This is a genomic window from Thioclava dalianensis, assembly GCF_000715505.1.
GTDB classification, from domain to species: Bacteria; Pseudomonadota; Alphaproteobacteria; order Rhodobacterales; family Rhodobacteraceae; genus Thioclava; species Thioclava dalianensis.
This window is the reverse complement of sequence record NZ_JHEH01000006.1, coordinates 1-22194: the sequence shown is the minus strand read 5'-3', so window position 1 is coordinate 22194 and position 22194 is coordinate 1. Positions and strand designations below refer to the sequence as shown.

25 protein-coding genes and 1 pseudogene are annotated in these 22194 nt (G+C 62.3%); 18 read left to right on the top strand and 8 right to left on the bottom strand.

All coding sequences use genetic code 11. The features are described from left to right. Positions 1-94 precede the first annotated feature (94 nt). Together DL1_RS06805 and DL1_RS06800 are read left to right on the top strand one after the other, a co-directional pair. Positions 95-829: an extensin-like domain-containing protein gene (locus DL1_RS06805; protein WP_038064172.1), complete on the top strand. Its 735-nt coding sequence runs from the start codon at positions 95-97 to the stop codon at positions 827-829. A gap of 104 nt (positions 830-933) precedes the next feature. Beyond that, complete coding sequence (locus DL1_RS06800) at positions 934-1275, top strand: DUF2853 family protein (protein ID WP_038064170.1); 342 nt, start codon at positions 934-936, stop codon at positions 1273-1275. A 48-nt stretch (positions 1276-1323) separates the two neighbouring features. Here the strand turns inward: DL1_RS06800 and DL1_RS06795 are convergent, their stop codons facing one another. Then, on the bottom strand, positions 1324-1938 hold the full coding sequence (locus tag DL1_RS06795; protein WP_038064168.1) for an enoyl-CoA hydratase/isomerase family protein: 615 nt from the start codon (positions 1936-1938) through the stop codon (positions 1324-1326). Positions 1939-2054: 116 nt separating this feature from the next. Here DL1_RS06795 and DL1_RS06790 point away from each other — a divergent pair, with 116 nt between their 5' ends. The 3 genes from DL1_RS06790 to DL1_RS06780 all read left to right on the top strand — a co-directional run bounded on the left by DL1_RS06790 (position 2055) and on the right by DL1_RS06780 (position 5732). Further along, positions 2055-3539: a DUF2125 domain-containing protein gene (locus tag DL1_RS06790; RefSeq protein ID WP_038064167.1), complete on the top strand. Its 1485-nt coding sequence runs from the start codon at positions 2055-2057 to the stop codon at positions 3537-3539. 68 nt (positions 3540-3607) lie between these two features. Further along, positions 3608-4957 (top strand): TldD/PmbA family protein, encoded by a 1350-nt coding sequence (locus DL1_RS06785; RefSeq protein WP_038064165.1) that lies wholly within the window; start codon positions 3608-3610, stop codon positions 4955-4957. Then, the gene (locus DL1_RS06780; protein ID WP_038064162.1) at positions 4944-5732 is read left to right on the top strand and encodes a 3'(2'),5'-bisphosphate nucleotidase CysQ; all 789 of its coding nucleotides are present in this window, start codon (positions 4944-4946) and stop codon (positions 5730-5732) included. Before DL1_RS06785 ends, DL1_RS06780 begins: the two co-directional genes overlap by 14 nt. On the opposite strand, the gene DL1_RS06775 is transcribed toward DL1_RS06780, so the two are convergent. The 3 genes and pseudogenes from DL1_RS06775 to DL1_RS22030 all read right to left on the bottom strand — a co-directional run. Further along, positions 5733-6362 (bottom strand): NrsF family protein, encoded by a 630-nt coding sequence (locus tag DL1_RS06775; RefSeq protein ID WP_038064160.1) that lies wholly within the window; start codon positions 6360-6362, stop codon positions 5733-5735. Next, on the bottom strand, positions 6359-6646 hold the full coding sequence (locus tag DL1_RS22035) for a sigma factor-like helix-turn-helix DNA-binding protein (protein ID WP_245739611.1): 288 nt from the start codon (positions 6644-6646) through the stop codon (positions 6359-6361). The genes DL1_RS06775 and DL1_RS22035 overlap by 4 nt, the downstream gene beginning before the upstream one ends. A 34-nt stretch (positions 6647-6680) precedes the next feature. Further along, positions 6681-6908 (bottom strand): annotated as a pseudogene (locus DL1_RS22030) (sigma-70 family RNA polymerase sigma factor); the annotation flags it as partial. Positions 6909-7125: 217 nt separating this feature from the next. On the opposite strand from DL1_RS22030, the gene DL1_RS06765 reads away from it, so the two are divergent. The 5 genes from DL1_RS06765 to DL1_RS06745 all read left to right on the top strand — a co-directional run bounded on the left by DL1_RS06765 (position 7126) and on the right by DL1_RS06745 (position 10115). Next, positions 7126-7407, top strand: coding sequence for a BufA1 family periplasmic bufferin-type metallophore (locus DL1_RS06765; RefSeq protein WP_038064157.1), 282 nt, complete (start codon positions 7126-7128; stop codon positions 7405-7407). Between the two features lie 54 nt (positions 7408-7461). Beyond that, on the top strand, positions 7462-8301 hold the full coding sequence (gene bufB, locus DL1_RS06760) for an MNIO family bufferin maturase (protein ID WP_038064156.1): 840 nt from the start codon (positions 7462-7464) through the stop codon (positions 8299-8301). Continuing rightward, the gene (locus DL1_RS06755; protein WP_038064154.1) at positions 8285-9040 is read left to right on the top strand and encodes an HvfC/BufC N-terminal domain-containing protein; all 756 of its coding nucleotides are present in this window, start codon (positions 8285-8287) and stop codon (positions 9038-9040) included. Before bufB ends, DL1_RS06755 begins: the two co-directional genes overlap by 17 nt. After that, a complete protein-coding gene (locus tag DL1_RS06750; protein WP_038064152.1) occupies positions 9037-9504 on the top strand; it encodes a DoxX family protein in 468 nt (155 codons plus the stop codon). The genes DL1_RS06755 and DL1_RS06750 overlap by 4 nt, the downstream gene beginning before the upstream one ends. A gap of 83 nt (positions 9505-9587) precedes the next feature. Then, positions 9588-10115 (top strand): flavin reductase family protein, encoded by a 528-nt coding sequence (locus DL1_RS06745; RefSeq protein ID WP_051693411.1) that lies wholly within the window; start codon positions 9588-9590, stop codon positions 10113-10115. Between the two features lie 3 nt (positions 10116-10118). On the opposite strand, the gene DL1_RS06740 is transcribed toward DL1_RS06745, so the two are convergent. Genes DL1_RS06740 through DL1_RS06725 form a run of 4 tightly spaced genes read right to left on the bottom strand, consistent with a single transcriptional unit; the run spans position 10119 to position 13919 of the window. Next, entirely contained in the window at positions 10119-10706 is a 588-nt protein-coding gene (locus DL1_RS06740; protein ID WP_051693385.1) for a PqiC family protein, read from the bottom strand. A gap of 12 nt (positions 10707-10718) precedes the next feature. Further along, positions 10719-12743 (bottom strand): PqiB family protein, encoded by a 2025-nt coding sequence (locus DL1_RS06735; protein ID WP_038064151.1) that lies wholly within the window; start codon positions 12741-12743, stop codon positions 10719-10721. Positions 12744-12747: 4 nt separating this feature from the next. After that, positions 12748-13374 carry a paraquat-inducible protein A gene (locus DL1_RS06730; protein WP_038064150.1) on the bottom strand — a complete coding sequence of 209 codons (627 nt, stop codon included), beginning with the start codon at positions 13372-13374 and terminating at the stop codon, positions 12748-12750. Then, positions 13350-13919 (bottom strand): paraquat-inducible protein A, encoded by a 570-nt coding sequence (locus DL1_RS06725; RefSeq protein WP_245739612.1) that lies wholly within the window; start codon positions 13917-13919, stop codon positions 13350-13352. The genes DL1_RS06730 and DL1_RS06725 overlap by 25 nt, the downstream gene beginning before the upstream one ends. Before the next feature lie 191 nt (positions 13920-14110). Here DL1_RS06725 and DL1_RS06720 point away from each other — a divergent pair, with 191 nt between their 5' ends. The 8 genes from DL1_RS06720 to DL1_RS06685 all read left to right on the top strand — a co-directional run. After that, positions 14111-14914: a flagellar motor protein MotB gene (locus DL1_RS06720; RefSeq protein WP_038064145.1), complete on the top strand. Its 804-nt coding sequence runs from the start codon at positions 14111-14113 to the stop codon at positions 14912-14914. A 96-nt stretch (positions 14915-15010) separates the two neighbouring features. Beyond that, positions 15011-16342 carry a flagellar hook protein FlgE gene (locus DL1_RS06715; protein WP_038064143.1) on the top strand — a complete coding sequence of 444 codons (1332 nt, stop codon included), beginning with the start codon at positions 15011-15013 and terminating at the stop codon, positions 16340-16342. A gap of 30 nt (positions 16343-16372) precedes the next feature. Further along, on the top strand, positions 16373-17827 hold the full coding sequence (flgK, locus tag DL1_RS06710; RefSeq protein ID WP_038064141.1) for a flagellar hook-associated protein FlgK: 1455 nt from the start codon (positions 16373-16375) through the stop codon (positions 17825-17827). 2 nt (positions 17828-17829) lie between these two features. Continuing rightward, positions 17830-18843: a flagellin gene (locus tag DL1_RS06705; protein ID WP_038064139.1), complete on the top strand. Its 1014-nt coding sequence runs from the start codon at positions 17830-17832 to the stop codon at positions 18841-18843. Continuing rightward, a complete protein-coding gene (locus DL1_RS06700; RefSeq protein ID WP_038064137.1) occupies positions 18843-19940 on the top strand; it encodes a flagellar basal body P-ring protein FlgI in 1098 nt (365 codons plus the stop codon). Before DL1_RS06705 ends, DL1_RS06700 begins: the two co-directional genes overlap by 1 nt. Positions 19941-20030: 90 nt before the next feature. After that, a complete protein-coding gene (gene rfbC / locus DL1_RS06695) occupies positions 20031-20600 on the top strand; it encodes a dTDP-4-dehydrorhamnose 3,5-epimerase (protein WP_038064135.1) in 570 nt (189 codons plus the stop codon). Further along, entirely contained in the window at positions 20597-21646 is a 1050-nt protein-coding gene (gene rfbB / locus DL1_RS06690) for a dTDP-glucose 4,6-dehydratase (RefSeq protein WP_038064133.1), read from the top strand. Before rfbC ends, rfbB begins: the two co-directional genes overlap by 4 nt. Then, positions 21643-22194 (top strand): SDR family oxidoreductase (locus tag DL1_RS06685; protein ID WP_038064130.1); only part of this gene is annotated, 552 nt, incomplete at its 3' end. The genes rfbB and DL1_RS06685, both read left to right, overlap by 4 nt.

Sequence of the window (22194 nt, the reverse complement as noted above, 5' to 3'; positions counted from 1 at the left end):
CTCGGATCGTCGCATCAACCGCGCCTTCGGGCGCGGTTTTTTCATGCCTTCACATCAGGCCAACTGCTCCCCATTTTGAGATGATGGGAGCGCCATGACACGACGGACAAAACTTTTGATCGAAGGCCTGCGCTGGCTCAGCCGGGCGGGTCTGGTGGCAGCCCTTGTGGCGACTGGCTGGTTCTGGCTCGGCCGTCCCGATGTGCCCATCCCCTCGGCTTGGAACCCGCGCGCGCCGCTGGTGATCTCGGACCCGATCACACCCTTCACGCGCGCAAAATTCGCAACCGCATTGCGCAACCCGGAGCGCTGCCGCGCAGCCCTTGAAACTGGCGCGGGCTTTACCGCCCTGCCCGATCTGGCGCCCGAGAACCCCGCCTGCGGGATCGCCAACCGCGTCACGCTGCGCCGCGCCGCCGCCGTGTCGCTGCGCCCGCTCGAGACCCGATGCGATCTGGCGCTGCGCGTGGCGATGTGGACGCAACACGGGCTCAAGCCGATGGCACAAGAGCTGCTGGGAACGCGCCTCACCGCCATCGACCATCTGTCTTCGTATAACTGCCGCCCAATCCGCACCCCCTCCGGGCAATCCAGCCGGATGAGCCTGCATGCCACCGCCGAGGCCATCGACATCTCGGGCTTTCGCTTTGCCGACGGCACGCGGCTGGTGCTCAAGCGCGACTGGGACAGCCCGGACGGCGCGGCCTTCCTTCGAGCGGCCCGCGACACCGCCTGTCGCTGGTTCGCAACGACGCTCGGCCCGGAGTTCAACGCGTTGCATGCCGATCATTTCCACCTGCAATCGCGCGGCTGGGGGCGGTGCAGCTAGAGGCTGACGCGGCGTCGGGATTTAGGCTTTGTAATTTCACACTCTCGTCTTACCCTGCATCTCGTCCGAATTATGCGGGCAAAGCAATTTCACAGGTGGGACATATGGGAAAAAGAGACGAACTGATCGCGAAATATGCCGACGATCTGAAAAGCAAATGCGGCATGACGCCGGACATGGACCTTCTGACCAAGGTGACCATCGCCTGCGGCCCCGCGATTTATAATGCGGATGCCTCGACCGTCGCAGGCTCTGACAAATCCGAGCTGGAAACCGTCAAGGACAACTTCCTCGTCAAGAAGCTTGGCCTGTCCGACAGCCCGGCTTTGATGGATGCAATCGATGCGGTGATCGAGACCTATGGCCGCTCGGAGCGCAACAAATACCGCGCCGTGATCTATTACATGCTGACCAAGCATTTCGGTAAGGAAAGCGTTTACGCCTAAGCGCGCGCTGAGGCTCCAAGACCCGTTGGCAGCGTCATCGGGTCTTCTTCAACCGATCATCCCCTTGATCGCCGCGCTATGTTCAACGCTCGCGCTCAGCGCATCGGACGCCAGCGCATGCGCAGTCTCGATCAGCGCCTCGGGCGGCACGATCCGATCGATCAAGCCCCAATCCTGCGCCTCTTCGACGGTGATCTTCTGCCCGGCCATCAGGATCATCTTGCTGCGCGCCGGACCGATCAGGGCAACCATCCGCGCGGGATCGGAAGGCTGGGGCAGGAAACCGAGCTTCATGACCGGGTAAAACACCTTGGCCCCGGGCACCGAGATCCGCAGATCGCAGGCCAGAGCCATCCCCATCGCCCCACCCGCCAACGTGCCATTCAGCGCGGCGATACTCAGACAGGGCAAGGCCGCAATCGCCGCCGACAGACGTTCCCAGACCGGATCGAGCGCCAGACCTGCGCGCGCCTCCGCCAGATCAGCCCCGGCGGAGAAAACCCGGCCCGTGCCCGTGAGCACAAAGGCCCGCGCCTGTGCCTGAGCCGCCGCCTCTGCGATATCGGCCAAACGGCCCAGCATCTCGCCCGTCAGCGCATTCGCAGCCTCGGGTCGGTCGATTGTCACCTGCCAAATACCCGCATCTTGCGTCAGCCGGATCATGCACATCTCCGTTTCTCGTGGATTTCCGCCACGCTTGAGGCGCCGCTAGGCCTTGACCATCATCCAGCCCCAAAGGAGGATAGCGCAACTTTATCGGTATCACGAAAGGTGCATCTATGGCACGAGTCAACTCAGCCGCAGTCGGGGCATTCTGCGTTTCCCTGATTTCCGCCCCCGCCGCTTTCGCTGATGTCACGCCCGAGCAGGTTTGGACGGCGTGGCAAAAGGGCTATGAGTCTTACGGCTACAAGGTCACCACCGGCAGCAAGGATCGCAGCGGCGACACCTATACCATCTCGGACGTGACGCTTGAGAACACATCGGGCGATTCGAGCTTCACGCTCACGGTGCCGAGCATCAAACTGCACGACAATGGCGATGGCACGGTTGACGCCACGATGTCCGAGAAGATGAACGGGGTCGCGACGACCGATATGGGCGAGGATGGCCCGGTCCAGCTCGACATGGTGCTCACCCAGCAAGACAGCAAGATCACCGTTTCAGGCACGCCTGAAGATATGATCTACGACATCGACTCGCCGAAAATGACCGTCGAGATGGATCAGGACAAGGCGGGCAAGACGGCCAAACCCGTCAAGGTCTTTGTCTCGCTCGAGGGGACCAAGGGCACCTATGAGATGAAGCAGTCGGGCGGGCAGGATATTACCTCGAACGTCACGACCAAGCTCGTCCGGATGAGCGCGTCGGGCGCGGACCCGGAAACCTCCGGGACGTTCAACCTGTCGGGAAGCGTCGCAGACGTGAGCTATAACGGCAGTTTCGTTCTGCCCGAGGGCGTCTCGATGGAAGAGCTCGATACGGCATTGAACGCAGGCGCGAAGATTGACTTTCAGGCGACCTATGGCGCAAGCGATTTCAGCCTCAGCGCCGATGCCAATGAAGGCCCGGTCTCGGTGAAGACGAGCGCGCAATCGGGCGCATTGACCGCTGTGATGACGCAGGAGTCCGTTCAGTACGGCGCCACCGCCGAGGGCTCCAAGCTCAACATGACCTCGCAGAAACTGCCCTTCCCAGTCACGGCCGGGCTCGATGAGATCGTGACGAATTTCTTGATCCCGGTCAGCAAATCCGACACAGCCCAACCCTATAAGGCGAAGATTGCGCTCAAGGGGCTGACCGTCTCTGATGACATCTGGAACATGTTCGACCCGGATAAGAAATTGCCGCGCGACCCGGCCTCGCTTGTGGTCGACCTGTCGGGCAAAGCCATGCTGACGGCTGATTTGTTCTCGAAGGCTGCCGCGAAAATGTCGTCGCCGCCGATCGAGATGCAAAGCGCTGATATCAACGCGCTGCAACTCACGCTGATGGGCGCCGATCTGCGCGGCTCAGGTGCACTGACCTTCGACAATTCCACGCCGGTTCCGCAGCCCGTTGGCACGATTGATCTGACCCTCACAGGCGCAAATGCCCTGATGGACAACCTCGTGGCCTCGGGCCTAGTGCCGCAGGATAAAATCATGTTCGGGCGGATGATGCTCGGGCTTTACGCCAAATCCACTGGCGATGATGCGGTGGAATCGAAGGTGGAATTCAAAGACGGCGGGGAAATCCTCGTCAATGGCCAGCGCGTCCAATAAGAGACGTCCCATGAGATCCGGGGCCGTCCGGGAAATCCGGGCGGCCCCGATCCTTTCAAGAGGTGAGCATGACTGACATATCCCTGCCCAAGCTGACGGAGACCCTGCTGTCAGCCGCGCGCCGCGCAGGCGCCAAAGAGGCCGACGCGATTGCGGTCGATGGCCGTTCGGTTGCCATCGACGTGCGCGCAGGCGTGCTCGAGCAGGCCGAACGGGCCGAAGGGGTCGAGATCGGCCTGCGCGTGTTGATCGACGGGCGTCAGGCCTGCGTCTCCGCCTCTGACGTCTCCGAGCGCACCATCGCACAGATGGCGGAACGTGCGGTCGCGATGGCGCGCGAGGCCCCGCAGGATCAGTATATCGGTCTGGCCGATCCCGATCAGCTTATCCGCGACTGGGATGCCGCAGCTTTGGAGCTCGCAGACCCCGCCGAGGAACCCGCCGCCGCCGCGCTGCAAGAGGATGCACAAGCCGCCGAAGCAGCCGCCCTTGGGGTGGCAGGCGTCGATCAGGTGCAATCCGCCTCGGCTGCGTATAATTACCGCCGGATGCATCTTGCCGCGAGCAACGGGTTCAGCGGCGGCTACAGCAGGTCCTCGCGCTCGATCTCTGCCGTGGCGATTTCCGGCGAGGGGCTGGGAATGGAGCGCGACTGGGCCGCCGAAAGCCGGATCTTCCAGTCGGATCTGCCCTCCGCGCGCGAAATCGGCCAGCTTGCGGGCGAGCGGGCCGTGGCGCGCAGCAAGCCGCGCCGCCCCAAGACCGGCGCCTATCCGGTTCTGCTCGACGAGCGGATCTCGGGCTCGCTCATCGGGCATCTTCTGGCGGCAGTGAATGGGCAGGCGATCACGCGCGGTGCCTCTTGGCTGCGCGATGCGATGGATCAGCCGGTCCTGCCCGATGCGCTCTCGCTGTTCGAAGAGCCCCACCGCAAACGTGTCTCGGGCTCGCGCCCCTTCGATGCCGAGGGGCTGCCCACGGCGCGCCGCGCCATCGTCGAGAACGGCGTGCTGCGCAGCTGGACGCTGGATCTGGCCACGGCGCGCAAACTCGGGCTGCAATCGACCGCCTGTGCCGGGCGCGGGACCTCTTCGCCGCCCTCGCCGGGGGTCGGCAATGTGAGCCTGACCCAAGGCACGCAAAGCCGCGATGCTCTGCTGGCCGAGATGGGAACCGGGCTTCTGGTCACCTCGTTCATCGGCGCCACGATCAACCCCAATACCGGAGATTATTCGCGCGGCGCCTCCGGGTTTTGGGTCGAGAATGGCAAGATCACCCATCCGGTCAACGAATGCACCATCGCAGGTAATCTGCGCGACATGCTGCGCTCGCTGACACCCGCCAATGACGCGCGCACCCATCTGAGCCATATCGTGCCCTCGCTTCTAATCGAAGGGATGACGCTTGCAGGCGAATGATCTCACCTTGCTCCACGAGGCCGCGCTAGAGGCGGGCCGGATCGCCCTGCGCTACTGGAAGCACGCGCCGGACTCCTGGGATAAGGGCGACGGCGCGGGGCCGGTCTCGGAGGCCGATCTTGCGGTGAATGCGATGCTGGAAGCCGAGCTGCGTGCCGCGCGTCCGGATTATGGCTGGCTGTCTGAAGAGAGCGTCGACGATCCCGCGCGCCTCGCAGCCAAGCACAGCTTCATCGTCGATCCGATCGATGGCACCCGCGCCTTTCTGAACGGCGATGGCGGGTTTGCCCATGCTTTGGCCGTGACCGAGGGACACCGCGTCGTGGCCGGAATCGTGCATCTGCCGGTCCACGGCCTGACCTATAGCGCGACACTTGATGGGCCTGCGCTGCTCAACGGGAAACCGCTGACGCCAAGCCAGCGTGCCGATCTGATCGACGCGAAAGTGTTGACCTCGAAACTCTCGGACAATCCGATGCATTGGCGCGCGGGCGAGGTGCCGGCCTATAAGCGGACCCTGCGCTCCTCGCTCGCCTGGCGGCTCTGCCTGGTGGCGGAGGGGCGTTTCGATGCGACGATTTCGCTGCGTGCCGCATGGGAATGGGACATTGCCGCCGCCAGCCTGATCGCTGAGCGTGCGGGCCTGCGCACCAGCGACCGCAATGGGGCGGCGTTGCGCTTCAACGAGGCCCATCCGCAAGCCGATGGGATCGTCGTGGCCAATGCCCCGCTCCATCAGGCCTTTCTCGACGCGATTAAGCCTGTGCCCCAGTGATCACCAACGCAGAAGTTTCGAGCCGATCAACGCCCCGGCCAGCGCCGTGATGGCAATCCCAGCCCCGTACCACGTGACGTAGAAGAGCGGGCTGTCCTCGGTGCAGTGAAGCGCGTAGATCGTCGTCCCGAGCCCCCCGGCGGCCAGACCCGCGATCAGACCGGCGCGCATGGGCCGCATCACCGCGCCACGCCGCAGCGTCGTCAGGAAGGCCGCAAGAAGCGGGGCCGACAGCGACGGAATAGAGATTAGGCACGGGAAAATCGTCTTGCCGGTGAACGCCATCATCCGGGACTGCTCGGGCGTGCTGACATAGGCGTAAAGCAACAGAGCCAGCGCAAGCACCGGCGCCACACACAACCATCCAAGCGGGCGCCGCGCAAGCGGACGCGCCATCCGCAGCGCCAGCACCGCCGCGATCAGACCGAGCGCGAGCGGCAGCAAGACCTTGGGCACCACTTCAGGATCCATAAGGGTCTGCGACAGCGGAAATCGAACGCCAAGGACAAACATCATGACCGCCCCGGAGAAACACACCGCCGGGATCAGCCAACGCCAAAGCACCGCTTCGCTGCGCGGTTCGACAAGGGGATCCTCGCCCAGCATATCCAGCAGATCTTCCGTCTTCATATCTCGATCAGCCTTTCTCTCAGCTCGGCCAGTTTCTTGAGACTGCGATGCAGCATCACCCGCACCGCGCCTTCGGTCATTTCCATCCGCGCGCCGGTTTCGGCAATCGACTGGCCCTCCAGCCCGATCGCACGCACCACTTGCGCCGCCCGTGGGTCAAGGTGCTCGATCACACGCTCGATATCGCGGCGCTCTGTCGGGTCGGCCTCGGGGGGCCGCAGGCAGAACCTCCGCGAAATCTTCAATCGGCACATGCACCCGGCGACCACGCTTTCGAAACGCATCCACCGTCTTGTAGCGTGCAATGGCGTAGCACCACGGCGCGGCGGGCTCATCCTCGCGCCACGTATGACGTTTCAGATGGATCGCCAACAGAACCTCTTGCACGACATCTTCGCATTCATCTTCCGGCAGACCCGCACCACGCGCCCGCACAACACCACGCAAAACCGGAGTCACGGCAGATAGGAACGCCCTATATGCGCGCGTATCTCCGCCATTGGCGGCGCGCAGCAACGCGCTCCAGTCTGCTTGCCGATCGTGCATCTTACCGTCCCTTCGCGTGCGAGGCGCGCTTCGTTACAGCCAAACTAGCAAAAAATCTTTGCACTGTCCGAAAACCTTCCCGTGCGACGTTCTAACCGGGGAACGCCTTTTTCGAACAGATCAAAATTTTTTTGACACGTTTCGTAACGCATCGGTGAGCGGCTGCGAATGGGTTCATAGGGCCGACAATGGTCCGCAACCAATTTGGGAGTTTGATATGAGTAAGACCGAAACCACTCTGGGTATCGCCGCAGCACTCACCTGTGCACTGGGTGTCGCAACCGCCGCAAAAGCCGACGACATGTCGAAGGCGATGGAGAAGTGCTACGGCGTCTCGATGGCAGGTCAGAACGACTGCGCGGCCGGCCCCGGCACGACCTGCGCGGGCACCTCGACCAGCGACTATCAGGGCAATGCGTGGAAACTCGTTCCTGCCGGCACCTGCGAGGAGATCAAGACGCCCAAAGGCATGGGCTCGCTCGAGCCGATCAAAATGTGATCGCTCTCGGGGCGGGCCTATGTCCGCCCCGAAATTCAGCTCTGGGAGGCGCAGATGTTACCGACGAATGCTGGCCTCGGGTTCAAGCCCGAGCACTTTCCCGCCGTAATAGAAACGAAACCGCCGCTTGGCTTCTTCGAAGTGCATGCGGAGAACTACATGGGTGCGGGTGGGATGCCCCATGCGATGCTCGAGCGTCTGCGCGCCGATTATGCCCTGTCGATCCATGGCGTCGGCCTGTCAATCGGGGGCGCCGATCCGCTGGACAAGACGCATTTGGCGCGGCTGCGCAGCCTATGCGACCGCTATCAGCCCGAAAGTTTCTCCGAGCATCTGGCTTGGGCCAGCCATGGCGGCGAATGGATGCACGATCTTCTGCCCCTGCCCTATACGGATGAGACACTCGATATCGTTTGTGATCACATCGATCAGTTGCAGGAGGCTCTTGGACGCAAGATGCTGCTTGAAAACCCGGCGACCTACCTCACCTTCGTGCAATCCGACATTCCCGAGACCGATTTCCTCGCCCAGATCGCAAGGCGGACCGGCTGTGGTTTGCTGCTCGACGTGAACAATGTCTTCGTCTCCTGCGTGAACCATCGCACGGATCCGCGCGCCTACCTGCGCGCCTTCCCGATCGAAGCGGTAGGAGAGATCCATCTGGCCGGTCACGAGACCGAAGAGCTGCCCTCTGGACCGCTCTTGATTGATTCCCATGGCCGCGAGGTCAGCGAGCCTGTTTGGGGTCTTTTCGCCGAAACAGTCACAGAATACGGCCCGCGCCCCAGCCTTGTGGAATGGGACAATGATGTGCCCGACTTCGCGACGCTCATGACCGAGGCGTCTCGCGCCGAGGCTATCCTGGAGGACGCACGCCATGCCCTCGCATCGTGAGTTTGCCCAAGCATTTCAATCGGCGCTGCGCGACACCGCGCTGCCCCCCGGTGCGCACACCCAAGCGCCCGAAGAACTGACGCGACGGTTCAACGTCTATCGCAACAACGTGGCCCATGGTCTGGCGCAAGCGTTGCAGCGTCACTACCCGGCGGTGACGCGGCTGCTGGGCGAGGAGTGTTTTTCAGGCGTGGCGCATCTTTATATCGAGCGCCACCCTCCTCGGACTCCGATCCTGACAGAATGGGGTGTAGAGTTTCCCAATTTTTTAGGCGGAATAGAGACGTTTTCGCATCTGAGCTACCTGCCCGACGTGGCGCGGATCGAATGGGCGCGCAGCCGGGCCTATCATGCCGCAGATCTCGTCCCCGTGGAGAGCTCACAGCTGACCCAAATCGCCGAAACCTCTTACCTGAGACTGCATCCCTCGGTGCAGACCCTTTGGGCCGCGACGCCAGCGGGCAGCCTTTGGATCTCGCAACAGCCCGGCGCGGCCGCGCCGCCCGCTGCGGAAGACTGGACTTCCGAGGTGGTGTTGGTCGCACGGCAGGGTCTGTTCGATGTGATCACAACTGTGATTCCGCCTGCCACCGCCCGCCTGATCGAAGCGCTTCTATCCGATACCCCCCTTGGCGCGGCCTGCGCGGCTGCCGGGAGCGATCTCGATCTCACACAGGCGCTAACCTTGTTGATCCGTTACGACCTCATCACAGCCATTTCGCAAGGGAGACCGGAATGACCCAGCAAAACCTCGAAGCACCGCTTCAACCGAGACTATATCGCCTCTATTCAGGCATTTCTGAGCTCACGGGGCATATCCCCGACAGCGTGATCTTGCTCGCGGCGCGCATTTTTCCCGCAGTTGTCTTCTGGCAATCGGGGCGCACGAAAGTCGAAGGGTTGTCCATCAAGGACTCGACCTTCACGCTGTTCGAGCAGATCTACGCTCTGCCCTTGGTGCCGCCCCATATCGCGGCAGTCGCTGCAACCTTCGCCGAACATCTGATGCCAATCCTGCTGGTTTTGGGTCTGTTCACGCGGCTTTCCGCATTGGCGCTGCTGATCATGACGCTGGTCATTCAGACCTTCGTCTTCCCCGAAGCCTGGGTCACACATGGGCTCTGGGCCAGTTGCTTTCTGATCGTGATCGCAAAAGGCCCCGGGGCGATCTCGTTGGATCGCTTGATCCGACTGGACCGCTAAGCCTTGCTCTTGCCTGTGAGTTGCCTATCTGTTGCTCACAGACAGGAGGGCTGATGAGCGAAAGTGACGAGATCGATGCCGCCATGCGTCGTGCAGAGGCAAATCTGACGACACAGGCACCGGATGAGGCCGATACCCGCGCGATGCGCGATGCATTGGGCCGCTTTGCCACAGGCGTCGCCGTGATCACGGCCTATGAGCACAGCGACGCGGACAGGCCGGTTGGCATCACGGTGAACAGCTTTGCCTCGGTGTCGCTATCGCCCGCGCTGATCCTGTGGTCGGCGGCACGCAGCTCTCTGCGCCACGCCCATTTCACGCAAGCGCCCGCCTTTGCCGTGCATGTCCTTCGCCACGATCAAGAGGCCCTCGCCCGGCGCTTCACGCGCAATGGCGACGGTTTCTCGGGGCTGGACTATCGCATCAATGCGCAGGGCGTGCCGGTGTTCGACGATACGCTGGCGCGTTTCGAATGCCTGCGCGAGGCCCGGCACGATGGGGGAGATCACACGATCATCATCGGTCGGGTCGAGCGGTTCAGCACCGCACAGGCGGGCGAACCGCTCGTTTTCGCGCATGGGCAGTTCGGGCGGTTCCTGCCCAATAGCTAGTGCCTATCTCAGACCCGCGATGCGCCGGGCCAATTCGGTGACCGCTTTCCCTTGGGCCGCCACGATCGCGGCGGGCTGAGCGCCCCCATCTGCCTCGGCGCCCGCGATGGGCACGGTGAAGTTGAACCGCCGCACCGTGTCGCCGCCCGCATCAAAGCCGGTCGGCGAGACCACGTAAAGCCCTGACACATGCAGCATCTGATCCGCGCCCGGCAATAGCTGCTCCACGCGCACGTCAATCCGGCGCCGCGGCGGGTCGCTCAGCGGCCAAGGATCCGAGAGTACGGTCGCGCCCGACATCTCGGAAATCTGCCGCGCCAGCGCCAGCGTCATCGACCGCGCGGGATCATCGGCCCACAGGTTGTTCGGATTGGAGCGCAGCGCACCATCCGGGGTCTGAAACGAGATCTCCTGCGACGAGGCATAATCGGGCAAGGAGATCTGGCGCAGCTCGGCGGTGCCAAGACGGTTCGCCATATCCTTGCTCACCGCAGGCGGCGTGATCGGATAGCGCGCGATCTTCTCGGGATCGGAGCAGGCCGCAAGGGCCAAAAGGCACAGCGGAAACGGGATCAGTCGCAGCAAGGTCATCGGCATCTCCGGTCAGCGGCCTAGGATAAAGGCGCGCGGGTTGCGTTCGATCATCCGCGCCACGGCGCCGATATCGGTGATAGAGCGGCGCAGTTCGCGCAGTGTGGTCAGCGTCTCATTCGAGAAGTTCGATCCCTGCCCGTAGGTCGAGACCAGACCCTGCGCCTGCGCCACCAGCGTGTCGAGGCGCTGCGTCAGCTCAGGCAGGCGATCCGCCGCTTTCGAAACGGAAGCCGCCGCGTCCTGCGTCGCCGCCAGCGTCTGGTTCAGCTTATCCGCAGCCCCAGCCTTGCGCAGTTGCTCAAGAATTGCCGCTGTCTGTTCCAGCGTCTGGTTGAGCGATTGCGGCAGATCCTGCGTGCCGGGTTTGTTGAGCAAGCCGTTGATATCGGCGAGGATCGTGTCGATCTTATCGCCGATATCGCCAAGCGGCATATCCGCGATCGCCTGCGCGGCCTTGTCGGCGGAGGCCAAGGTCTCATGCAGCCCGTCGATCTCTTCGAGCACAGAGCTGGCCGCATCGGTCACGCCATCCAGCGCCGCAACCGTCTTGTCGGCAGCGCCCTTGTCGTTGAGATCGGTCGCGAAGCTGCGAAGCTGGTTGAGCAGCCCCGAGAGTTCTTCAGGCACTTTGCGGGTATTCTCGTTCTCCGCCACCGCCGAAATCGAGTCGAGCGTACGGATCGCGGAATTCATCAGCTTCTCGATCGGCAGACCCTCGATCCGGTTGAACACGCCTTTGGCCGATTGCGACAGGTCGTTCGCCGTGGGCGGGGCCGTCGGAATCGTCGGGAAGGGCTTTGCGTCGAGATTCATCTTCTCGTTGGGCTGATCGGGCACATCGGTCAGCTCGATGATCTTGGTGCCGCCCAGAAGCCCGACGGAGGCGATGCGCGCCCGCAGACCGTTCACGACCTGACTCTCGATGAACTGCGTCGTCTGCTTCTCATCGGAATCGCGCGCAAGGCCCAGCCGATCGGGCGACAGTGCGATGGTGACCTGCTGCTGGGCATAGCTTTGCCCGGTGGAATCGGTGCTGACCTTGATCGCAAGCGCCGTAACCTCGCCGGCCTCAACACCGCGGACCTGCACTTTAGAGCCCACTTCGAGCCCTTGGACAGGATCGTCAAACAGCAGCGTATAGCGCGGCGGATCGACCTGATCGGACTCGAAGACAGAGTTCTTCGCCACGTCCTGACTGTCATAGAGACGGAACGTGTCCTGATTTTTCACGACATCGCCGCCACTGGTGAACGTGTCGAACTCCACCCCGCCCTGCACAAGCGTCGCAAGCGAACGCACATCGAGGCTCAGGCCCGACGTGTCGAATTTCACCGAGAAGCCGGAGGTGTTCCAGAACCGGGTCTGCGTCGTGAGCAGCTTGTTATGCGGCGCCTCGATGAACGCATCGACGATCACCCCAGATCCGTCCTTATTGAGACGTAGATTTTGCAGATGTCCCACCGTGATCCCGTGATAGAGGATCGGCGCGCCATCGACGATGCCGCCCGCATCCTGCGCGCGCAGCTCAATGATCGTACCCTTGCTGGGATCAGGAGACAGCGGCGGCCGTTCAAGACCCGTGAACTGGGTCCGCGCACCGGAGGGTTTGTTGGTCCAGAATCCCTCAAGATAGGTGCCCGACAGCACCGTCCCGAGATTCTCGATCCCGCGCGCCGACACTTCAGGCCGCACGAGCCAGAACTTCGCATCATTATCCACATAGGGCGCGACATCATTATCGACCCGAACACCCAGGCGCACTTGCGTCAGATCCGATGTGAACCCCACGGATTCAACCTTGCCGACCTGCACATCGCGGAATTTCAGCGGCGTGCCGACCTCAACCCCGGTCGCATCCTTGAAATCGATATGGATAAGCTCGCCCCGGTCGGCAAAGGACTTCCACGCAACGCCAAGCGTCACGACAAGCGCCAGCAGCGGAACGATCCAGATGATCGAAAGTCGCGACCAGATCGGGCGCTTTGCTGCGGAGGTTTTCAGTTCGGCCGGGCCAGGATCGGGCGTTTCGGTCATGTGCTCACTCTTTTGTGCCACGCCAGATCAGGCGAGGGTCGAAACTCTGGGCGGATAGCATTGTGAATGCAACCGATAGCGCGAAAGAGGCCGCAGCCGGGCCGGGATGGATGGACGCAACATAGCCAAGCTGAACCAAGGCCGAGAGGATCGCCACGACGAACACGTCGATCATCGACCAGCGCCCAATGAATTCCACCACCTCCAGAAGCAAAAGATGGGGATGCCCGCCCTTGCGTTTCTCATTTCCTACGATGATTGCCAAATAGGCGACGGCGATGAATTTTCCAATCGGGATCATGATGGATGCCACGAAAACGATGGCCGCAACGCCGTAATTGTGGTGTTTCCACAACTCCAGGGCACCGCCCACGATGGTGTTCTTCTGCAAGCTACCGAATGTATCCGTGACCAGCATCGGGAAGACATTGGCCGGAATGTAGAAGATAAGCCCCGCCAGCCACCACGCCCAGACCGCCTGCAGCCCGTGCCGATCGACCCGATGCAGCCGCGCGCCGCAGCGCTCGCATTCGACATGCGCGTGCGGCCAGACGCGCCCGCAGCGAGTGCAGCCGATCAGCCCGGCATCAGTGGCCGTCAAGGCTTCTATTTCTGCGATATGGCGTCCCATATGGTCCAATTGCTCATGAAGCTGTTTTTCAGCGCGATCACGATGATCAGGACACAGAAGGCCCAAAAGGCCGGTCCGAGTGAGACAGAGGCAAGCCCCGCAACCTTCACGAGCGCCACCGCTGTGCCGATGATGAAAATCTCCGCCATCGCCCAAGGTTGCAATTCCTCGACCAGACGAAACACGGTTGTGCTGTGCCGATAGGCCGGGCGCCCATTGGCAAGAGGCCACAGGGTATAGATCAAGGCGGCGAACCGAAAGACCGGAAGCGCCACGATCATCGCCAGAACCGCAAGAGCCAGCGGCGCGATCCAGCCGTCGGAAAACGCCATGGCTACGCCGAAGATCGAGCTTTCATGCGACAGCCCCTGTGCCGAGATCTTGAGGAACGGGAAAAAGATCGCACCGATCATCAGGATCATCCCCGTGAAGGAGAAGGCCACCACATGCAAAAACGCCCCCGTGCGCGGCCAGATCAGCAAGCTGCCGCAGCGCGCGCATTTGGCGCGTTCGCCATCCGATAGCTGCTGGGTATGATGGAGCAAATCGCATCGCGGACAGGCAATCAGCCCGCGCAGATCTCCCAAGTCTGGATTTGGTACTCTCGCCATTGTGCAAATCTAGCAAGTGTCGGCGCCACGACAAGGGCAACAAGAAATCTCAGGCATTTTATCTGTCAACGCCCCGTAAACCGACGACTGTTAGACCTCCTCTTGGGTGAAAATAGGGGGATGACATGGGTACGCGTGACGCGGCAACTCCGATCATCATCAAACGAAAAAAAGTCTCTGGTGGAGGCGGTCATCACGGTGGCGCATGGAAAGTGGCTTACGCCGATTTCGTGACCGCGATGATGGCGTTTTTTCTGCTGATGTGGTTGCTCAATGCAACAACTGAAAAGCAACGCAAAGGGATTGCGGATTACTTCAGTCCGACGATTCCGTTCAACCGGGTCTCGGGCGGCGGCGATGGCTCCTTTGGGGGCGATTCTGTCTTCACCGCCGAAACACTGGCGCATAGCGGCTCAGGTGCGGCGCAGATTCAGCCCGGCGAAAGTCAAAGCTCTGAGAACGACGCCGAGCTTCGCAAGATCGAAGAGGCGCTGATGGGCATCGGTGGCGAGTCCATGGTCAGTCAGCAACTGGCCCGCCATATCGTGACGAAATTGACCGATGAAGGGTTGATCGTGGAGTTTTTCGACCTGCCGGGAGAGCCGCTCTTCTCGCCCGAAAGCGACACGCCTGAGCCGATCACCCGCGAACTTGCGCAGATGCTCAGCACGGTTTTCGGGCTGGTGAACAACAGTGTCGCCATCAACGGCCACACGCGCGCCTATCCGCATATGCTCAAGCGAATCCCTGTCTGGGAGCTCTCGGCGGCCCGCGCCCAAACGATGCGCCGCCTGCTGGAAGAGGCCGACTTTGCTCCGGGCAGGATCGCCCGCGTGACGGGCTTTGCCGATCGTAAGCCTAGCGTGCCGGCCGCTCTCGACCTGCGTAACAACCGTATCGAAGTGATTTTGCTGCGCAGCCGCCTGTGAAGGGAAACTAGGAAAAATTTGAAACGTTAGGACGATATTAAAGACGTCTGCTGCAGTGTTCAGCCCATCAGGACGCAGCAGCAGAAAGGCGCCTCCATGTCCATTTCCTCTTCGTTGAACGCCGGTGTCGCTGGTTTGGCCGCGAATGCGACGCGGCTCGCGACGATCTCCGACAACATCGCGAACTCAGGCACCTATGGCTATAAACGTGCCGTCGCTGAATTCGAAAGCATGGTGATCGATCAGGCGCGTGGCGCCGGGTCGTATTCCTCGGGCGGCGTGCGCGCAGCCACCAATCGCCTGATTGAGGAGCGTGGCTCACTCGTGGCGACCGAAAACGCCCTCGACATCGCGGTGTCGGGGCGCGGGATGCTCCCGGTCGTGCCCTCCGTGACGGTCGATAACAATACGGGCGAGCAGCCGCTGATGATGACCACGACCGGCGCATTCCGCACCGATGCGGACGGCACGCTCAAGACCGCATCGGGGCTGGTGCTGCTCGGGTGGCCCGCCAATGCCGATGGCACGATGCCCGTGCTCCCGCGCGATACGGTCTCTGCGCTGCAACCCGTCGTGATCAATGCAAACCAATCTGCGGGCGACCCGACAACGAAAATGAATCTCGGGGTCAACCTTCCTGCGGTTCAGACCGAGGCTTCGGCCCCGGGAGACACGCTTCCGCTCTCTGTCGAGTATTTCGGCAATCTCGGCACGTCGGAGACGCTCGACATCTCCTTCACGCCCACGATTCCTGCCTCGGGAAGCTCGAACGAATGGACGATGGTGATTCGCGATTCCGCCACCATCGACGACACCGGGACGGCCGTCGATGAAAGCATTATCGGCGAATATACCCTGACCTTTGACGCCACCCGCGGATCGGGCGGCACGCTCGCCTCTGTCGTGGTCAATTCCGGGGGCGGTTATGACGCGGCGACCGGCAAGCTCGACCTGACGGTCGCAGGCGGACCGCTGGAAATGACCATCGGCAAGATCGGCGACACCAACGGTCTGACCCAACTGTCCGACAGCTTCGCACCGACCGCGATCAACAAGGACGGATCGCCCGTCGGCAATCTCACCGATGTCGAGATCGACGAGAACGGCTACATCAAGGCCACCTATGACACGGGCTTTATTCGCACCGTCTATCAGATCCCTCTGGTCGATGTGCCCAATCAGAACGGGCTGACCGCGCTCGACAACCAGACCTATCAGGTCTCGCCGACCTCCGGGTCTTTCTTCCTGTGGGATGCAGGCGACGGCCCGACCGGCTCGGTTGAGGGCTACGCCCGCGAAGGCTCCACCGTCGATGTCGCGCAGGAACTGACGAACCTGATCCAGACCCAGCGGGCCTATTCGTCCAACGCCAAGGTCATCCAGACGGTCGACGAAATGCTTCAGGAAACGACCAATATCAAACGCTGATCCAATCCGGATCTCTGACAGGAGGCCATGATGAGCATCACGCGCTCGCTTTCCAACGCAATGTCCGGGCTGAACGCCGCCTCCCGGATGGCCGAGGTCGTGGCCTCCAACACGGCGAATGCAATGACCGAAGGCTATGCAAGACGCGAGGTGCAACTGACCACGCGCACGCTCGCAGGCGGCGGTGCGGGCGTGAAGGTCTCCGGCATCGCACGCCTCACCAATGAGACGGTCCTGCAAGATCGGCGGCTGGCAGATGCCGCCGATCAAAACGCAAGTCTGCGCAGCGATTTCTTCGCGGATATGGAGGGCTGGATCGGCGACCCGGACATGCCCGGCTCGTTATCGGCCCGGATCGTCACGCTCGAAGCCGCGCTGGTCGAAGCTGCGAGCCGTCCCGACAGCGAGGCGCGGCTCTCCACGGTGCGCGACGCCGCATCGGCCATTGCGACCCATCTCAATGATACCAGCTCTTCGATCCAGCAGGCCCGGATGGATGCCGATCACGCGATCGCTGATCAGGTCAGCCTGCTCAATGAGACCCTCGTCCAGATTGACGCGCTCAACACCACGATCCTGTCGCAAGATGCGTCGGGACGCGATGCCAGCGCGATGCTCGACCAAAGACAGGTGCTGGTCGACCGACTCTCCGCCATCGTGCCGGTCCGCCAAATTCAGCGCGATCAACAACAGATCAGTCTCTACACCACCGGCGGTGTCGTTCTGCTCGAGGGCAATCCCGCGGAAATCACCTTCTCCGGCGCAGGCATCATCACCGCCGATATGACACAGGCGTCGGGTGCTCTGTCCGGCCTGTCCCTCAAGGGCACCGCTCTGTCGACCTCGGACGACCGCCAGATGGGAGGCGGCAGCCTGGGCGCACTGTTTGCGATACGCGATGAGCTGGCCCCGCGCGCGCAATCCCAACTGGACGGCTTTGCGCGCGATCTCATCGACCGCTTCTCGGATCCCGCGATTGATCCCACCTTGCCCGCCGGCGATCCGGGTCTGTTCACCATTGCGGGCGGCCCGGTGGATCCGCTCGACACGGTCGGACTTGCCAAACGGATCTCGATCAACCCGATCGCCGATCCAGAACAAGGCGGCGCGCTGTGGCACTTGCGCGATGGCCTGGGCGCGGCAAGCCCCGGCACTTCGGGCAATCCGCAAATCCTCTCCGCGCTCACCGATGCGCTTCATGCCGAGCGGATTCCGGCCTCGGGGAGCTTCGGCGGCGGCCAACACAATGCCTCCGATCTCGCGGCAGCCCTGATATCGGACTACTCAAGCAAGCGCCAAACCGCAGAGCTGACCCAAAGTTTCACAAGCGCCCGCCATCAATCGCTGAATGAATTGGTTCTCGCCGACGGCGTCGACACCGACAACGAGTTGCAAATGCTGATGGCGGTCGAGCAATCCTACGCCGCCAATGCGCGCGTCATCTCGACCATCGACACGCTGATCAAAACGCTTCTGGAGCTGTAAACATGGCTTATCTTTCCATCGGTGACATGGCGCAAAACTACACGCTGCGCCATCACAACGCACAGCTCAAATCGACCCTGAACCGGCTCTCAGAGGAGGTGGTGACCGGGGAAAAGAAAGACACCGGCGCGGCGCTGGGGGGCGATTTCAGCGCGTTTTCCGGCATCAACCGCAGCCTGACGATGTTAGAGAGCTACAAGATCGTCACATCCGAGGCCACGCTCGCGCTCGACACGATGCAGGCCTCACTGGGGACGATCCAATCCCTCTCGGATCAGATCGGCGCAACGATCCTGTCCTCCTCGAACGAGGCGAACCCGACCCTTGTCGACGCCGCCGTTGCGGACGCTTCGGTGATGTTTGACACAGTGATCTCCGCGCTCAACACGAACGCGGCGGGACAGTATCTCTTTAGCGGCATCGCGCGCGACACGGCCCCCCTTCCGACGCCGGATGACTTGCTTGCAGCCCTCACAACTGAGATCGCGGGCGCCACGACCGCGCAGGAAGTCGTTTCGCGGGTCTCGGACTGGTTCGATGCGCCACCCGGCGGCGGCGGGTTTCTCGATACGGCCTATCAGGGCGATGACAGCCAACCCGTATCCTATCGCGTCGCTGACTCGGAGGTCACACAGATCACCAGTTCCGCCGCCGACCCCCGGCTGCGCGATGTGCTCAAGGGATTTGCAATCGCGGCCCTGACCGCAGATGGGCTCTTTGCCGGAAACGCGGCCATGCGCGGTCAGCTTGCAGCCGCCTCAGGCGAGGCGATTATGACGGGGAATTATACACTTACATCTCTGGTGGCCGATATTGGGGCGCACCAAGGACGGGTCGCGGATGCGGCAACGCGCAACGCGGCCGAGGGCACGGCGCTACAAATCGCACGCAACGGGCTTGTCGCCGCCGATCCTTATGAAACGGCCTCCGCGCTTGAGGCGATGACGACCCAGCTTGAAACGCTCTACACCCTGACCGGACGCCTCTCGCGGCTGACATTGGCGGATTATATCTGATGCTGAAATGCCTGCTCCTGCTGTTATTCCTGAGTCCAGGCCTCGCCGGTGCCACACCGATCCGCATCAAGGATCTGGTGGAATTCGACGGCGTGCGCGGCAATGCCCTTGTCGGCTACGGGCTTGTGGTCGGCCTTAATGGCACGGGCGACGGGCTGCGCAACGCCCCCTTCACCGAAGAGATCATGTCGAGCATGCTGGAGCGGCTGGGCGTGAATGTCACCGGTGAGCAGTTTCGCCCCAAGAACGTGGCCGCCGTCATGGTGACTGCGACCCTACCGCCCTTTTCGCGTGCGGGCAGCCAGATCGACGTCACCGTCTCGGCTATTGGCGATGCCAAAAGCCTGCTTGGCGGCACCCTCGTCATGACGCCTCTGAAGGCGGCAGATGGCGAGATCTATGTCGTCTCACAAGGCACCATCATCGCAGGCGGCGCGGTGGCCGAAGGCGCTGGCGCGAGCGTGACACAGGGCGTGCCCACCTCGGGCAATATCCCCGCAGGCGGCCGGGTTGAGCGAGAGATCGACTTCGCGATCAACGATCTGAGCCAAGTGCGACTGGCATTGCGCACCCCGGACTTTACCACTGCGGGCCGGATTGAGACCGTGATCAACAGCGCCTACGGGCGCCGGGTGGCCGAGATGCTCGATGGCGGAACCGTTGCACTCGACATTCGCGCCACCGGCGCGCGCTCCGTCGCGCATGCGATCGGAAAAGTCGAAAACCTCGGGGTCGAGCCGGAACAGCGCGCCCGTGTCGTCGTCGATCAACGGTCCGGTACGATCGTGATGGGCCAAGACGTTCGGATCTCGAGGGTGGCCGTCAGTCAGGGCAACCTGACCCTCAAGGTCGAGGAGGCCCCGCTCGTCGTGCAGCCCAATCCTTTCGCCGAGGGGGAAACCGTCGTCGTGCCACGCAGCCAGGCAACGATCACGGAAGATCCCGGCATCCGCATGGCCGAGGTCAACGAAGGCAGCACGCTCTCGCAGGTCGTGGCAGGGCTGAACGCATTGGGTGTCAGCCCACGCGACATGATCGACATCCTCAAAAGTATCAACGCAGCAGGAGCCTTGCATGCAGAGTTCATCGTGAACTGAGACCGCCCCGCTCACAACAGGTTTCCGCTCTGGCTTTTCGGCGCATTCTGGACCATTTTGCCGATGACCCAGAGAGACGAGAGACCCTAAGTGCAGCTCGAACATACCCCCCTCGCGGGCGTCCTGATCCTGACGCCGCCCCGATTTGGCGACAGTCGTGGGTTTTTCAGCGAAAGCTATAACGCGAAAACCATGGCCGAGCACGGGATCACCCTTGATTTCGTACAGGACAATCATTCGCTCTCCGAGGCAGCCGGTACCATTCGCGGGCTTCATTTTCAGGCCCCGCCCCACGCGCAAGACAAGCTTGTCCGCTGCGGCAAGGGGCGGCTTTGGGATGTGGCTGTCGATATTCGCAAAGGCAGCCCGACCTATGGCCAGTGGTTTGGCACAGAGCTGAGCTTTGAGAACGGACGCCAGCTGCTTGTGCCCGCAGGGTTTGCCCATGGCTTCGTGACCCACGAGCCGGGCACGGAAATCATCTACAAATGCACCGATTACTACGCCCCCGAGACCGAAGGCGCGCTGCGCTGGGATTGCCCCGATCTTGCGATTGACTGGGGCCTCGATGGGATGACCCCGCGCCTGTCGGACAAAGACGCCGCCGCAAGCGGATTGGCGGAACTCGACAGCCCCTTCACTTGGGAGGGGCCCGCATGAAGATCCTTGTCACCGGCGGCGCCGGGTTCATCGGCTCTGCTGTCGTAAGACTGGCGATCACCCGCGGCCATGCCATCGTCAATCTCGATGCGCTCACCTATGCGGCCTGCCTCGACAATGTCGCCAGCGTCGCAGATCACCCCGACTATCACTTCGAACAGGCCGATATTCGCGACCGTGTGGCGCTTGATGCGGTGTTCGCGCGCCATCAGCCCGACGCAGTGATGCATCTTGCCGCCGAAAGCCATGTCGATCGTTCGATTGACGGGCCGGGCACCTTCATCGAAACCAATATCACCGGCACCTACAACATGCTTGAGGCAGCGCGCGCCTATTGGGAGACGCGTAGCCGCCCTGACACGTTTCGCTTTCATCACATCTCGACGGATGAGGTGTTCGGCTCGCTGCCAAACGACCTGGCGCAGCGCTTCACGGAAAACACCCCATACGATCCGCGCTCGCCCTATTCAGCCTCAAAGGCCAGCTCCGACCATCTGGTTCGAGCGTGGCACGAGACCTATGGCCTGCCGGTCGTGCTGACCAACTGCTCTAACAATTACGGCCCGTTCCATTTCCCCGAAAAGCTGATCCCGGTGATCATCCTGAATGCATTGGCCGGCAAGCCGCTTCCGATTTATGGCGATGGCAGCAATATCCGCGACTGGCTCTATGTCGAGGATCACGCCGACGCGCTGCTGCGCGTGCTTGAGGTGGGCGCGCCCGGGCGCAGCTACGCCATCGGCGGCGAGAACGAGCACAGCAATCTTGAGCTGGTACAGATGCTCTGCGCCATCCTCGATCAGAAGCGCCCGAAAGCCGATGGATCTTATGCAGAGCAGATCCAGTTCGTGACCGACCGGCCCGGCCATGATGCGCGCTATGCGATTGATCCCACGCGAATCCGCGCCGAGCTGGGCTGGCGTCCGAGCGTGACGCTGGCCGAGGGGCTGGAAAAGACCGTGCAATGGTATCTCGACAATGAAATCTGGTGGCGCGCGCTGCAAGATCGCGCTGGCGTGGGGAAGCGGCTGGGAGTGAGCGGATGATCCTCGTCTTCGGCAAGACCGGTCAGGTCGCCACGCAGTTGCAACGCCAAGCGACGGTCACCGCTTTGGGACGCGACGCAGCCGATCTGAGCGACCCTGCGGCCTGCGCCGCGGCGATCCGAGCGCATGCGCCGCGCTGCGTCATCAATGCCGCCGCCTACACCGCCGTGGATCGCGCCGAGGAAGACGAAGATCTGGCCACGGTGATCAACGGCGCCGCCCCCACCGCAATGGCGCAGGCCTGTGCCGCGCTCGACATTCCGTTTCTGCACATCTCGACCGATTATGTCTTTGACGGGTCGGGCTCCCAACCATGGACCCCCGAGGACAAGGCCCGCCCGCTCAACGCCTATGGCAGATCCAAACGCGCGGGCGAGACGGGGATCATGGCCGCCGGAGGCCGCCATGCGATCCTGCGCACAAGCTGGGTGGTCTCGGCGCATGGGCAGAACTTCGTGAAAACGATGCTGCGCCTGTCAGAGACCCGCGATGCGCTGTCAATTGTCGATGATCAGATCGGCGGCCCGACACCTGCCGCCGAGATCGCC